The organism is Pseudomonas sp. RV120224-01b, assembly GCF_003208145.1.
Classification (GTDB): domain Bacteria; phylum Pseudomonadota; class Gammaproteobacteria; order Pseudomonadales; family Pseudomonadaceae; genus Aquipseudomonas; species Aquipseudomonas monteilii.
Genome location: NZ_QKMQ01000011.1, coordinates 118,898 through 132,347 on the forward strand (window position 1 = coordinate 118,898; position 13,450 = coordinate 132,347).

12 protein-coding genes are annotated in these 13,450 nt (G+C 60.9%); all 12 read left to right on the top strand.

Annotation, left to right across the window (positions count from 1 at the left end; translation table 11 throughout):
• A complete protein-coding gene (locus N436_RS17925) occupies positions 1-1,830 on the top strand; it encodes a thiamine pyrophosphate-binding protein (protein WP_256589984.1) in 1,830 nt (609 codons plus the stop codon).
• A gap of 1 nt (position 1,831) precedes the next feature.
• Entirely contained in the window at positions 1,832-2,965 is a 1,134-nt protein-coding gene (locus N436_RS28850) for an FkbM family methyltransferase (RefSeq protein WP_105946082.1), read from the top strand.
• Positions 2,962-3,915: an NAD(P)-dependent oxidoreductase gene (locus tag N436_RS17935; protein WP_105946083.1), complete on the top strand. Its 954-nt coding sequence runs from the start codon at positions 2,962-2,964 to the stop codon at positions 3,913-3,915. Before N436_RS28850 ends, N436_RS17935 begins: the two co-directional genes overlap by 4 nt.
• A 262-nt stretch (positions 3,916-4,177) precedes the next feature.
• The gene (locus N436_RS17940; RefSeq protein WP_105946084.1) at positions 4,178-5,113 is read left to right on the top strand and encodes a ketoacyl-ACP synthase III; all 936 of its coding nucleotides are present in this window, start codon (positions 4,178-4,180) and stop codon (positions 5,111-5,113) included.
• Between the two features lie 252 nt (positions 5,114-5,365).
• On the top strand, positions 5,366-6,217 hold the full coding sequence (locus N436_RS17945) for a flagellin domain-containing protein (RefSeq protein ID WP_027615299.1): 852 nt from the start codon (positions 5,366-5,368) through the stop codon (positions 6,215-6,217).
• A gap of 71 nt (positions 6,218-6,288) precedes the next feature.
• Positions 6,289-6,666, top strand: a complete 378-nt coding sequence (locus N436_RS17950) for a flagellar protein FlaG (RefSeq protein ID WP_105946085.1) — start codon at positions 6,289-6,291, stop codon at positions 6,664-6,666.
• An 81-nt stretch (positions 6,667-6,747) separates the two neighbouring features.
• Positions 6,748-8,160, top strand: a complete 1,413-nt coding sequence (gene fliD / locus N436_RS17955) for a flagellar filament capping protein FliD (protein WP_110741649.1) — start codon at positions 6,748-6,750, stop codon at positions 8,158-8,160.
• A gap of 138 nt (positions 8,161-8,298) precedes the next feature.
• Complete coding sequence (gene fliS, locus N436_RS17960) at positions 8,299-8,694, top strand: flagellar export chaperone FliS (protein ID WP_016711797.1); 396 nt, start codon at positions 8,299-8,301, stop codon at positions 8,692-8,694.
• 14 nt (positions 8,695-8,708) lie between these two features.
• Positions 8,709-9,005, top strand: a complete 297-nt coding sequence (locus N436_RS17965; protein ID WP_110741650.1) for a flagellar protein FliT — start codon at positions 8,709-8,711, stop codon at positions 9,003-9,005.
• Between the two features lie 167 nt (positions 9,006-9,172).
• Positions 9,173-10,648 (top strand): transcriptional regulator FleQ, encoded by a 1,476-nt coding sequence (fleQ, locus tag N436_RS17970; protein ID WP_110741651.1) that lies wholly within the window; start codon positions 9,173-9,175, stop codon positions 10,646-10,648.
• A gap of 202 nt (positions 10,649-10,850) precedes the next feature.
• A complete protein-coding gene (locus N436_RS17975) occupies positions 10,851-12,068 on the top strand; it encodes a PAS domain-containing sensor histidine kinase (RefSeq protein WP_105946089.1) in 1,218 nt (405 codons plus the stop codon).
• Positions 12,068-13,423 (top strand): sigma-54 dependent transcriptional regulator, encoded by a 1,356-nt coding sequence (locus tag N436_RS17980; RefSeq protein ID WP_110741652.1) that lies wholly within the window; start codon positions 12,068-12,070, stop codon positions 13,421-13,423. The genes N436_RS17975 and N436_RS17980 overlap by 1 nt, the downstream gene beginning before the upstream one ends.
• Positions 13,424-13,450: the final 27 nt, after the last annotated feature.

Consider the following 13,450-nt stretch of genomic DNA (forward strand, 5'->3'; position numbering starts at 1 on the left):
ATGGCGACTGTATCTCAGCAAATTGCGCAGTGGCTGGTTCAGCAGGGGGTCGAGCAGGTTTTCACCGTTACCGGTGGCGGTGCCATGTTCCTCAACCAGGCCTTGGGTGGCCATGAGCAACTGCGTTGCACGTTCATGCACCATGAGCAGGCTTGTGCCATGGCTGCCGAAGGTTATGCGCGCATCACCGGCAAGCCGGCCGTGGTGATGTTGACGACCGGCCCGGGCTCTATCAACGCGCTCAATGGAGTGCATGGGGCGTTCACCGATTCCATTCCCATGATCGTGCTGTCTGGCCAGATCAAGCGCGAGACCTGTGTGTCTTTCCAGGATGTGCCTGGCCTGCGCCAACTGGGTGATCAGGAGGGGCCGACCATCGCCATGGCCAGCCCGGTCTGCAAGTATGCGCAGATCGTGCGTTCGGAGCAGGATGTGGAGGTCATGCTGCCCAAGGCCTTCGCCGAAGCAGTGGGCGGTCGGCCCGGGCCTGTCTGGCTCGATATTCCACTGGATATCCAGCAATCCAAAGCACCGCTCGATATCCCCGCGCCATCGCTGGTCCAGCCGCCTCGGGCCGAGGGTTTGCGCGCGGCTTGCCGTGATATCGTCGGCAAGCTGTTGCAATCGCACCGTCCTGTGGTACTGGGCGGCACTGGCGTACGCCTTTCGCGCACCGAGCAACGGCTGCTGGCGCTGGTGGAGCGCTACGGCATCCCCCTGGCGACCGCCTGGACCCATGATCTGATTGCGTCCGATCACCCATTGTTCGCCGGCCGTCCTGGCACTATCGGTACCCGTGCCGGCAACTTCTGCTTGCAGGCGGCTGACTTTGTGCTGGTGCTGGGGTCGCGCCTTAATGTTCGCCAGACCAGCTACAACTGGCAGGCGTTCGCCAAGCACGCCTGGGTGGCTCAGGTCGATATCGACGCCGCCGAGCTGAACAAGCCCACCGTGCGCCCGGACTTCGGCGTTGCTGCCGACCTGGCAGACTTCCTCGATGTCTTCGAGCAAGAGCTGGCAAAGGCTACCGTTCAGAGTTTTGCGCCGTGGGTGCAATGGTGCCAGCACATAGGGCGTACCTATCCTGCAGCGGCGGAGCACACGCAAAAAGCCGATGGGCCTTTGAACCCGTACCTGATGGTGCAGCGCATTTTTGCGCAGATGCGTGCGGATGACATCGTGGTGTGTGGCAACGCGTCAGCCTGCATCCTGCCATTCCAGATCGGCGCCTTGCAGAAGGGCCAGCGCCTGTTCAGTAACTCCGGCTCCGCGTCGATGGGCTATGACCTGCCAGCGGCCATTGGTGCGGCGACGGCAGCCAAAGCGGAAGGTGCACGCCGGGTGATCTGCTTTGCCGGCGACGGCAGCCTGCAGATGAACATTCAGGAACTGCAAACGCTCAAGACCCTCGGCGTCAACGTGATCGTGATCGTGCTCAACAATCGAGGTTACCTCTCGATCTGGCAAACACACGAAAACTTCTTTGGTCGGGTGATCGGCGCCACGCCTGAATCAGGCGTGGATTTCCCGGACTTCACTGCCGTGGCCAGTGCTTATGGCCTGCGCGCCGAAAGCATCGCTACGCAGGGCGACCTGGCGCGGCTCGATACGCTTCTGGAAAGTGATGGCCCGATGTTGATCGACCTGCATGTCGACCCGCGGCAGGAGTTCGTGCCGCGTATCAAGTCGCGGGTCGATGCCAACGGTGCGTTCGTCACCCCGGAGCTCGATGACATGCACCCGTTCCTGGAGCCGGAAACCATGGCGCGAATTCGTGCAGAAGCTGCAGCGCTGCGTGCTGTCCCTATCACCGACACGACTGGCGATTGACATGGCTGACACAACGTGGCGCTTCGAAGACTTCATGGCTCTGCGCGACCGGGCGAACGACGTGAAACCGGCGCACATTGATCCTCGTCGACCGCTGTGGATCTTTGGTGCGGGGAATTTCGGCCTTAGCCTGGCAACGGCGATGCAGCAGCAAGGCTTTGTCGTTGGGGGCTTTGTCGAGACGTCACCGCGATCTGACAGGGTTGCAGGGTTGCCGGTGGTGAACTGGCAACAGCTGTCGCAAGATGCCCCAACGGCCCAGGTCGCGCTCGGAATACTCAATCGTGATACGCCCTACGATGCGTTGCTAGGCATCGCTGCGAAAGCAGGTTTTGCCAACCTGTTGATGCCGTGGGATCTGTACGAGCAGTTCTCCGAGGCTTTGGGCTGGAGGTTCTGGTTGGGCGCTCGCGCCTCTCTGTTGGGTGCAATGGAGCGTATCGGGCGTGTTGCCGAAGGGCTGGCTGACGATGAGAGTCGCAAGATACTTTATCGGATATGCGCTTTCCGCCTTGGGCTCGATATGCAATACGCCAGCTTTTCTTCGGGCGAGGCGCAGTACATCAATGAGTTGACCGTGCCTGCCTTGACAGGGCGCGCGATCACCTTCGTCGACTGTGGTGCCTATGATGGCGATAGCTATGAGGCATTGCTGGCGCGGCCTGAGGTTTCCTGTGGGCAGGCGTTTCTGCTTGAGCCTGATCCTGGCAACTTCGTCCGGCTGGTCCAGCAGGTCTCGGCCAAGGGGCGCAATGCCGTCTGTTTGCCCCTGGCTGCCGCTGAGCGCCACAGCCTCTTGACCTTCAACGCTGGCCAGGGAGAAGCCTGCGCTATCAGTGATCAGGGTGACGGAATCTCGATTGCTGCGGTGGCGTTGGATCAAATGTTGCCCGCAGTTCCGGTAGACCTGATCAAGCTTGATGTGGAGGGTGCTGAGGCCGCTGTTTTACGCGGTGCTGCAGGTATCATTCGGCGAAATCGGCCGGTGCTCGCGGTGTCCCTCTACCATAATCAGCAGGATCTATGGGAGCTGCCAGAGCTGCTGTCAGCGCTGTGCCCGAGCTATCGGCTTCATATACGGCAGCATGCATCGAACACGTTCGAGTCTGTCCTGTATGCGGTTCCGGGCCAATGAAGGTGCTATTGACCGGTGGCACCGGTTTTTTTGGCAAGGCGTTGCTGCGGCACTGGATGGCGGCCGCCAATGCAGGTGCCGCTGTCCCTATGGTCACCGTCCTGAGCCGCTCTCCAGAAAGCTTTCTTGAGCGGTATCCAGAATTTGGCATCCATGACTGGATACGCCTGTATCGTGGCGACATCCTGGATCCTGAGTCTTTGCCAGAGGGCGGGGATTTCAGTCATGTACTGCATGCTGCGGCCGACTCGACTGCAGGGCCACAGCTGTCTCCGTTACAGCGCTACACCCAGATTGTCGATGGCACTCGAAATTTGCTGGACTATGCAGCCCGGCATTCTATCCCGCGCTTCCTGATGATCAGTTCCGGTGGTGTGTACGGCCCCCAGCCACAGGGGCTGGAGCAGATCCCCGAGGATTACCACGGGTTGCCCGACCCGCTGGAACCTGCCCATGCCTACAGCGTTGCCAAGCGCTGTGCCGAGCATCTGTGCATCCTGTACCAGCAGCAGTTTGGCCTGGAAGTGGTCATCGCCCGCTGTTTCGCGTTTGTCGGCAGGGACCTGCCGCGCGATGTGCACTTCGCGATAGGCAACTTCATCCGCGACGCGCTTGAGTCGCCTGCCATTCGCGTCAGTGGGGATGGAACGCCCGTGCGTTCCTACATGGACCAGCGTGATCTGGCTCACTGGCTGGATGTGATGTTGCGCCAAGGGCGTGCGGGCACTGCTTACAACGTCGGCTCGGATGAGGCGGTGACGATCGCTGAGCTCGCGCATCAGGTGCGTGACGTGCTGTCCCCCCAAAAAACGGTGCACATTGCAGCCGCTCAGGCTACTCCGGGGAGTTTCCGGAACCGGTATGTACCCTGCATCGACAAGGCGCGCTCGGAGCTCGGGTTGCAACTGCGCCATGGCTTGCAGCAGTCGATCAAGGACGCGGCGATTTAGCTGGCCGCTCGGTTGAGCTGGCCGAGGTGTAGTACTCTTTTTTGACTTGGGCTGCGGTAATGAGTCCTTTGGGCTGCGTGAACACCATGCAAAAGCAGCCCCGGCATTGCGGCATTCGCAGCTTTGGTCGTATAACCGTGACTTGGCAGTCGAAACGTGCATCTTTAATCTATCAAGTCAGCGGGCAGCCACGTCGATGGCCTGACGAGGCCAGTTTCAGGCCCGATCCCGCACTATCCGCCATGTCAACCGGGAAGCCACAATGATTGGCATTAAAAGCATCGCCAGTTACGTACCTGTGAATGGTGTAGACAACTACGCCCAAGGTGCGAAATTCGGCAAGGATCAAGAGTTCATTTTCGGCAAGATCGGCTCCACCTTCTTGCCGCGCAAGGATGCCAACCAGGAAACATCCGATCTTTGTGTCGAGGCAGCCCAAGCATTGTTTGCCGCCAACCAGTCGCTGGATCGTGCTGCCATCGATGCCGTGATCGTGGTCACCCAGAACGGCGATGCCGAAGGGCTGCCGCACACTGCGGCGATCGTTCAGCACAAGCTCGGGCTGTCCACCGCCGTCGCGGCCTTTGACATTTCCCTGGGCTGCTCGGGCTATGTGTATGGCTTGTATGCCATGAAGGGTTTCATGGAGGCCGCGGGCCTTAAAAACGGCCTGCTGATCACTGCCGACCCTTACTCGAAAATTGTCGACCCGGAAGATCGCAATACCACCATGCTGTTCGGTGACGCCGCTACCGCCACCTGGATGGGCGAGGGCGCTGCCTGGCAATTGGGCAAGTCGTTGTTCGGCAGCGATGGCGCTGGTGCCGAGCACCTGCGTACCACCGATGGCAAGTTCTTCATGAATGGTCGGCAGGTCTACAACTTTGCCTTGGTCAAGGTGCCGGCGCACTTGCAACAGCTGCTTGAGGCCAGCGCACTCCAGGCCGAGGATATCGACCTGTATTGCCTGCACCAGGGCAGCGCGGCGATCGTCGATGCCGTTTCGTCGCGCTTCGATGAAGGCGAGCACAAGCAGAAGTTCGTCAAGGATATGGTCGAGACGGGCAATACCGTGTCGTCCAGCATACCGTTGCTGCTGGAAAAGCACGTGCTTGGCTCCAGCTTCAAGCGCGTGGCGCTGAGTGGCTTCGGGGTGGGCTTGTCGTGGGGCTCGGCCATTATCGAGCGTTGTGACTGACCGTTCGTCGCCTCCACTAACGCCGTCATCATCTGACGGCGTTTTACTTTCTATCCTGCATCAATGTGGCGCCTGTAAATTGGCGTCAACTCCTTGATTTCATTGGGCTGGCACGGTGCCAGCAAATTTTTTTGAAATTACGCTAAAGCAAGCCGCCCTGACGACGATAACTATTACGAAGGTTCTCTGTGCCACCTCCGGCGAATTGCCAAGGCCGGAAGCCGTAGTACCCAATCCAACGAGGAATTCGTCATGGCTTTGACTGTAAACACCAACACCACCTCCCTGGGCGTTCAGAAGAACCTGAACCGGGCTTCCGATGCACTGGGCACCTCGATGACCCGTCTGTCTTCCGGCCTGAAAATCAACAGCGCCAAAGACGACGCTGCCGGCCTGCAGATCGCTACCCGCATGACTTCGCAGATCCGTGGCCAGACCATGGCGATCAAAAACGCCAACGACGCCATCTCCATCGCCCAGACTGCTGAAGGCGCGATGCAAGAGCAGACCAACATCCTGCAGCGTATGCGTGAACTGGCTGTTCAGTCGCGAAACGACAACAACAGCGAAGCAGACCGCGACGCACTGGATAAAGAATTCCAGTCGATGCTCAAAGAGATCGACCGTATCGCCGGTTCGACCCAGCTGAACGGCAAGAACCTGCTGGACGGTACCGCCAGCGACATGACCTTCCAGGTCGGTTCCAACACCGGTAGCGACAACCAGATCACCATCAGCCTGAGCGATGCCATGAACACCACTGGCGCGCTGAGCGGCCTGAGTGGCATGAGCATCACCGGTGCCGACAGCGCCGCTGCCGAAGCGACCTTCACCGCCGCCCTGAGCGCCATCGATGACGCACTGAACGCGATCAACAGCACCCGTGCCGACCTGGGTGCCGTTCAGAACCGTCTGACCAGCACCATCAACAACCTGCAGAACATCAACGAAAACGCCGAAGCCGCCCGTGGCCGTGTACAGGACACCGACTTCGCCGCTGAAACTGCCCAGCTGACCAAGCAGCAGACCCTGCAGCAAGCTTCCACTTCGATTCTGGCCCAGGCCAACCAACTGCCATCCGCCGTACTGAAGCTGCTTCAGTAATCGCTGATGGTGATCGGCGGGGGAGTGCATTCTAAGGCGCTTCCCCGCCTTTTCGTTATGAGGTGGTAGACATGGACATGAGCGTCAAGCTGAATCTGTCCTACCCGGCATCCCGCCCCGCTGAACAGGCTGGCGAAAAACCGGTTGCCCGCACCGAGCAAGCGTCGCGTAGCGGCAGTGACACGCTGGTACCCAATGCCATCAGTGCTGCCGAGCACAGCAATGATGCCGAAAAAGTGAAAAACGCTGTTTCGGAAATCGAAAAGTTTCTCAGCTCCACCCGACGCAACCTGGAATTCTCCACGGACGAAGAATCCGGAAAGATCGTCGTCAAGGTCATCGCCAGTGAAACCGGCGAGCTGATCCGCCAATTGCCTTCTGAAGAGGCTTTGCGGATTGCGCATAACCTGAGCGATGTAAACAGTATTTTGTTCGACGCCAAGGTCTGATCGGCGGAGAATGTGCTAAGGCAGGAATCACGTCGGGCTTGCAGGAGCAGGTGCTGACGGTCAACAAAGAGGGATAACTGTATGGCGAGCACCCTGGTTTCCAGTATCGGTCAAGGTACGGGGCTGAATATCACCGAAATGGTCGCGGCGTTGGTCAATGCCGACACGGCAGCCAAGAAGGCGCAGATCACTCGGCAGACCAGCAACAATACCGCGATGATTTCCGGTGTGGGCTCGCTGCGCAGTGCCCTGACGGCGTTTCAGGACGCCATGGCGAAGCTGAACAGCTCCACCAGCCCTGCGTTCAATGCATACGCCGCCAAGTCGGCCAATGAGTCAGTGGTCAAGGTGACGGCTGGCAACACGGCAGTGGCCGGCAGCTACGACATTGTGGTCAACAAGCTGGCGACCGGCTCGAAAGTGGCCAGTGCCCCGATCGCTGGCGGTGCGGCTGCAACGGTGACGGGCGGTACGCTGACCATCGAGCAGAACGGCAACACCTATGAGCTCGAAGTTGAAGATGGCGCGTCGTTGCAGTCCGTGCGTGACCAGATCAACAAAGAGCTGGGTGTTCAGGGTATCTCTGCCAACATCGTGAACGGCAAGGACGGTGCGCGGCTGGTGTTCAGCTCCACCACCACCGGTGCCAAGACCGACCTGATGGTCAGTGGTGTCCCTGAGCTTGAGATCGACGGTACTCAGCAGATGTCGGACACCGGCGCCGGGTTCATTACCGCCAAGGCGCAGGATGCCGAGCTGACCATCGATGGCCTGGTGGTCACCAGCAAGAAGAACACCATCACCGACGCCATCAGTGGCATCACGCTGGAGCTGACGGGCGTCAGTGCCAATTCGGGCGCCGGCGGTGTCCCAACCAATGTTGCGGTGTCGCAGGACAATACAGGTCTGCAAAAGTCGATTCAGTCGTTCGTCGATGCCTACAACACGTTGCAGAAAACCATTACTGCGCTGACAACGTCCACGCGTGACGAAGATGACAACCTGTCGCTCGGCCCGTTGAGCAACGACCCGACCACCCGTTCGCTGGTCAACGATATTCGCAAGGTGCTGTCCGAGGTAGGGGCGGGCGACCAGCTGACGACCCTGAGCCAGCTGGGTATCAACACCACGAAAGATGGCACCCTCGAATTCAACTCGACCAAGTTCACCGCGGCGATGAACGACAAGAAGCTGGGCTCCGAAGTTCAGGAGTTGTTCACCGGCTCCAATGGGTTGATCGAGCGCATGAACAAGGCCATCGATCCGTACAACTCCACGGACGGCAGCCTGGCCACGCGCAAAAGCAACCTGGACAAGGTGGCGAAGAACCTGGCAGACCAGCAGACCGCGCTGGATCGTCGCACCGAGGCTTTGACCGAGTCGCTGACCAAGAAGTGGGTGGCAATGGACACCGCTGTGGCCAAGTTGAATGCCCAGGCCGACCAGATCAAATCGGTTTTCGACGCTATCAACGCGCAGGCCAAGAACTCCTGATCGTTCTCGCCTTTTGCCACGTAAAAAGCCCGGCAGCGCCTCGTGTCGCTCCGGGCTTTTTGCGTTGGCACTAAAGTTTTTTGACGCTCAGGCGATACACAGGTACAAGCAACCTTTTCGCTGCAACGAGGTAGATCCATGAACCCGATGTTGGCCCTTCGTCAATACCAGAAAGTCAACGGCGTGGCGCAGACGTCCGAAGCCAGTCCACACCGCCTGGTACAGATGCTCATGCAGGGCGGCCTTGATCGTATGGCCCAGGCCAAAGGTGCCATCGCGCGTAATGACATCGCGCAGCGCGGTATTCTGCTCGGCAAGGCCATCGACATCATCGGCGGGCTGCGTGAAGGGCTGGACCTGGAAAACCATGCTGACAACCTGGCTGAGCTGGATAGCCTGTATGTCTACATGAGCCGCCGCCTGACCGAAGCCAATCTCAAGGGCGACCCGGCCATCATCGACGAGGTCGCGCGCCTGCTGATCACTGTGAAGGAAGGTTGGGACGCAATCGGCGATCAGTCGTCGGCTTCCTGATAAAGGAGCATGACATGAGCGAAGTAATCGCCCGCATCGAACAGACCCGCGACATGCTGCTGGCGGCGCTGGCCGAACGCGACTGGGAAGCGGTGGGGGAGCTGGACCTGGAATGCCGCTTGCGCATTGGTGACATGGTGTCCGAAGCCAAAGGCAATGAGGCGGATGTCAGTGCCAGCCTTGAGCAATTGTTGGCCGTTTACCGCCAGCTAATCGAGGTTGCAAGTGGCGAGCGTCAATCCTTGGTCGACGAAATGACGAAAATCCGTCAGGCGAAGAACGCGGCAAAGGTATACCATTTGTTCACCTGACCACCGATGTTGCAAAAAGCCGTGCGCCATTAATTTGACTGACCGGTGTTTTTTGACTTTACTAGTGGCTGTTTTCGAATTTCAGACGTCCGAACACTGACCATTCAGTCGGAATGATGTCGAGCACGCCCACAGGGCGCCGATATGACTAGGGAAGTTGCTATTGCATGTGGCGTGAAACCAAGATTCTGCTGATCGACGACGACAGCGCACGCCGCCGTGACCTGGCGGTGGTGCTCAATTTCCTCGGCGAAGAAAACCTCGCTTGCTCAAGCCAGGACTGGCAGCAAGTCGTCGAGCCGTTGTCTTCCAGTCGCGAAGTGTTATGTGTGCTCATTGGCACCGTGAACGCATCGGGCAATCTCCTTGGGCTGCTTAAGACAGTGGCTGCCTGGGATGAGTTCCTTCCGGTTCTGCTTTTAGGTGAAATTTCTTCGGCCGAGCTGCCGGAAGAGCTTCGCCGCCGTGTGCTTTCCAACCTGGAAATGCCGCCAAGCTACAGCCAGCTGCTGGATTCGCTGCACCGTGCCCAGGTCTACCGTGAAATGTACGATCAGGCGCGCGAGCGCGGCCGCCAGCGCGAGCCCAATCTGTTCCGCAGCCTGGTCGGCACCAGCCGTGCCATCCAGCATGTGCGGCAGATGATGCAGCAAGTGGCCGACACCGATGCCAGCGTGTTGATCCTGGGCGAGTCGGGTACGGGCAAAGAGGTGGTGGCGCGTAACCTGCACTACCACTCCAAGCGCCGCGAAGCGCCGTTCGTGCCGGTCAACTGTGGCGCGATCCCGGCCGAGTTGCTGGAAAGCGAGCTGTTCGGCCACGAGAAGGGTGCCTTTACCGGTGCGATCACCAGCCGTGCCGGGCGTTTCGAGTTGGCCAACGGCGGTACCTTGTTCCTTGATGAAATTGGCGACATGCCGTTGCCGATGCAGGTCAAGCTGCTGCGTGTGCTGCAGGAGCGCACCTTCGAGCGCGTGGGTAGCAACAAGACCCAGAGCATCGATGTGCGCATCATCGCCGCGACGCACAAGAACCTCGAGACCATGATCGAGGACGGCACCTTCCGTGAAGACCTGTATTACCGCCTGAACGTGTTCCCCATCGAGATGGCGCCGCTGCGTGAGCGGGTGGAAGATATCCCGCTGCTGATGAACGAGCTGATCTCGCGCATGGAGCATGAGAAGCGCGGTTCCATCCGCTTCAACTCTGCCTCGATCATGTCGCTGTGCCGCCACGGCTGGCCGGGTAACGTGCGTGAGCTGGCCAACCTGGTCGAGCGCATGGCGATCATGCACCCGTACGGTGTGATTGGCGTGTCCGAGTTGCCGAAGAAGTTCCGCTACGTCGACGATGAAGATGAGCAGATGGTCGACAGCCTGCGCAGCGACCTGGAAGAGCGCGTGGCGATCAATGGCCATACGCCGAACTTCAGCAACCATGCCATGCTGCCGCCAGAAGGGCTCGACCTGAAAGACTACCTCGGTAGCCTGGAGCAGGGCCTGATCCAGCAGGCGCTGGATGATGCCAACGGTATCGTTGCGCGCGCGGCTGAACGTTTGCGCATTCGCCGGACCACCCTGGTCGAGAAGATGCGCAAGTACGGCATGAGCCGCCAGGGCGGCGAGGACCAGGCAGAGGACTGATGTCGCCTGATCCGGCCTCTTCGCGGGTAAACCCGCTCCCACAGGTACTGCACAAGGCTTAAGGCCTGCGCTGTCCCTGTGGGAGCGGGTTTGCCCGCGGAGAGGCCCCACAGGCAACTCAATTCCCTATCTCCGGCACGGCTATTGCTACACCGCTGGGAACATACCGTTTTTATGACGGTCAGCCACGCGAGAGAGCACGATGCCCCAGGCCGCCCACGTATCCCTAGCCCCCGACCAGCAGGGGCAAACCCCGGTGGAACAGGAAAGCCGCCAGGGTGTCGAGCAAGCCTTCGCCTTGTTCAATCAGGTGTCCAGCCAGTTGAGCCAGTCCTACAGCCTGCTCGAAGCCCGGGTCAGTGAGCTCAAGGGTGAGCTGGCCGTGGTCAGCGCCCAGCGCATCGCCGAACTCAGCGAGAAGGAGCGCCTGGCCAACCGTCTGCAAAACCTGCTGGATCTGCTACCCGGCGGGGTGATCGTGATCGACGGCCAGGGCCTGGTGCGTGAAGCCAACCCGGCTGCCTGCGAGTTGCTCGGTGAGCCGCTGATCGGCCAGCTGTGGCGCCAGGTGATTGCCCGCAGCTTTGCCCCGCGCAAGGACGATGGCCACGAAGTCTCGTTGCGCGACGGCCGTCGCCTGTCGATCGCCACCCGTTCGCTGGACGCCGAGCCCGGCCAGCTGGTGCTGCTCAATGACCTGACTGAAACCCGTCGCCTGCAAGACCAGCTGGCGCGCCACGAGCGGTTGTCGTCGCTTGGGCGCATGGTCGCTTCGCTGGCGCATCAAATCCGTACGCCGCTGTCGGCAGCCATGCTGTACGCCAGTCATCTGGCCGATAGCGAGCAACAGCTGAGCGCGGAAACCCGCCAGCGCTTTGCCGGCACCCTGAAGGAACGCCTGCACGAACTGGAGCACCAGGTGCGCGACATGCTGGTGTTCGCCCGTGGCGAGCTGCCGCTGGGTGATCGGGTTACTCCGAAAGCCTTGTTCCAGGCGCTGCAGCAGGCGGCCCAGGTGCATGTGCAGGGGCATGCCGTGCGCTGGCAGTGTGACAGCCACCTGGGTGAGCTGCTGTGCAACCGCGACACCCTGGTGGGGGCCTTGCTCAACCTGGTCGAAAATGCCCTGCAGGCCAGCGACGGGCCGGCACGGCTGAAGGTGCACGTGTACCGCCGTGAACACACCTTGCACCTGTGCGTCAGCGATGCTGGCTGCGGTATCGATGCCGATTTGCTCGGCCGCCTGGGTGAGCCGTTCCTGACCACCAAGGCCACCGGTACCGGTTTGGGCCTGGCCGTGGTCAAGGCCGTGGTGCGTGCGCACCAGGGCAGGATCAACCTGCGCTCGAAAGTGGGCCGTGGTACTTGCGTGCGGGTAGAGCTGCCCTTGATCGACGGGCAATTGGCGGAGGGGGTGTGATGGCAATCAAGGTGCTGCTGGTCGAGGACGACCGCGTATTGCGCCAGGCGCTGGGCGATACCCTGGAAATCGGCGGTTTCGCCTACCAGGCGGTGGGCAGTGCCGAAGAAGCGCTGGACGCCGTGCTGGATGACGCCTTCAGCCTGGTGGTCAGTGACGTGAACATGCCCGGCATGGACGGGCACCAGTTGCTCAGCCAGCTGCGCCGCCAGCAACCGCAGTTGCCGGTGTTGCTGATGACCGCGCACGCCGCCGTCGAGCGTGCGGTCGAGGCGATGCGCCAGGGCGCTGCCGACTACCTGGTCAAGCCGTTCGAGCCCAAGGCGCTGCTCAGCCTGGTCGAACGGCATGCCGCCGGGCGCGTGACCGGCGAAGAAGGGCCGGTGGCCTGCGAGCCGGCCAGCCGCCAGTTGCTGGAGCTGGCCGCCCGGGTGGCGCGCAGTGACTCGACCGTGCTGATTTCCGGCGAGTCCGGTACTGGCAAGGAAGTGCTGGCGCGCTACATTCACCAGCAGTCGCCCCGTGCCGCGCAGCCCTTCGTCGCGATCAACTGCGCGGCGATCCCCGACAATATGCTTGAGGCTACTCTGTTCGGTCACGAGAAGGGCGCCTTCACTGGCGCTATCGCTGCCCAGGCCGGCAAGTTCGAACAGGCCGAAGGTGGCACGTTGCTGCTCGACGAAATCTCGGAAATGCCCATGGCCTTGCAGGCCAAGCTGCTGCGTGTGCTGCAGGAACGCGAGGTGGAGCGGGTAGGCGGGCGCAAGCCGATCAGCCTCGACATTCGTGTGCTGGCCACCACCAACCGTGACCTGGCAGGCGAGGTGGCGGCCGGGCGCTTCCGCGAAGACCTGTACTACCGCCTGTCGGTGTTTCCGCTGGCCTGGCGCCCGCTGCGCGAGCGCCCAGGCGACATCCTGCAACTGGCTGAGCGCCTGTTGGCGCGGCATGTGGCCAAGATGAAGCATGCCCCGGTGCGCCTCTCGCCCGCGGCCCGGGCCTGCCTGCAGGCGCACGCATGGCCAGGCAACGTGCGTGAACTGGACAACGCCCTGCAGCGGGCGCTGATCCTGCAGCAGGGTGGGGTGATCGAGGCGGCGGATTTTTGTCTGGCAGGCGCCATTCCATTGTCGGCCGGCACCGAGCCCTCGCCTGAGGTGATTGTTGAGGCAAGTGGGCTGGGTGATGACATGCGTCGCCACGAGTACCAGATGATCATCGACACCCTGCGCGCCGAGCGCGGCCGCCGCAAGGAGGCAGCCGAGCGCCTCGGGATCAGCCCGCGCACCTTGCGTTACAAGCTGGCGCAGATGCGTGACGCCGGATTCGATGTAGAAGCCAGGCTGTTCGGCTGAAGAGCAACTTTTCCGCAGTTGGCGCGG

Bases quoted from the DNA above. Each gene is read 5' to 3' on its own strand.
- N436_RS17950 (WP_105946085.1), top strand. From the start codon at position 6,289: ATGGACATGAGCGTCAAGCTGAATCTGTCCTACCCGGCATCCCGCCCC.
- fliD (WP_110741649.1), top strand. From the start codon at position 6,748: ATGGCGAGCACCCTGGTTTCCAGTATCGGTCAAGGTACGGGGCTGAAT.
- N436_RS17925 (WP_256589984.1), top strand. From the start codon at position 1: ATGGCGACTGTATCTCAGCAAATTGCGCAGTGGCTGGTTCAGCAGGGG.
- N436_RS28850 (WP_105946082.1), top strand. From the start codon at position 1,832: ATGGCTGACACAACGTGGCGCTTCGAAGACTTCATGGCTCTGCGCGAC.
- N436_RS17935 (WP_105946083.1), top strand. From the start codon at position 2,962: ATGAAGGTGCTATTGACCGGTGGCACCGGTTTTTTTGGCAAGGCGTTG.
- fliS (WP_016711797.1), top strand. From the start codon at position 8,299: ATGAACCCGATGTTGGCCCTTCGTCAATACCAGAAAGTCAACGGCGTG.
- fleQ (WP_110741651.1), top strand. From the start codon at position 9,173: ATGTGGCGTGAAACCAAGATTCTGCTGATCGACGACGACAGCGCACGC.
- N436_RS17965 (WP_110741650.1), top strand. From the start codon at position 8,709: ATGAGCGAAGTAATCGCCCGCATCGAACAGACCCGCGACATGCTGCTG.
- N436_RS17945 (WP_027615299.1), top strand. From the start codon at position 5,366: ATGGCTTTGACTGTAAACACCAACACCACCTCCCTGGGCGTTCAGAAG.
- N436_RS17940 (WP_105946084.1), top strand. From the start codon at position 4,178: ATGATTGGCATTAAAAGCATCGCCAGTTACGTACCTGTGAATGGTGTA.
- N436_RS17975 (WP_105946089.1), top strand. From the start codon at position 10,851: ATGCCCCAGGCCGCCCACGTATCCCTAGCCCCCGACCAGCAGGGGCAA.
- N436_RS17980 (WP_110741652.1), top strand. From the start codon at position 12,068: ATGGCAATCAAGGTGCTGCTGGTCGAGGACGACCGCGTATTGCGCCAG.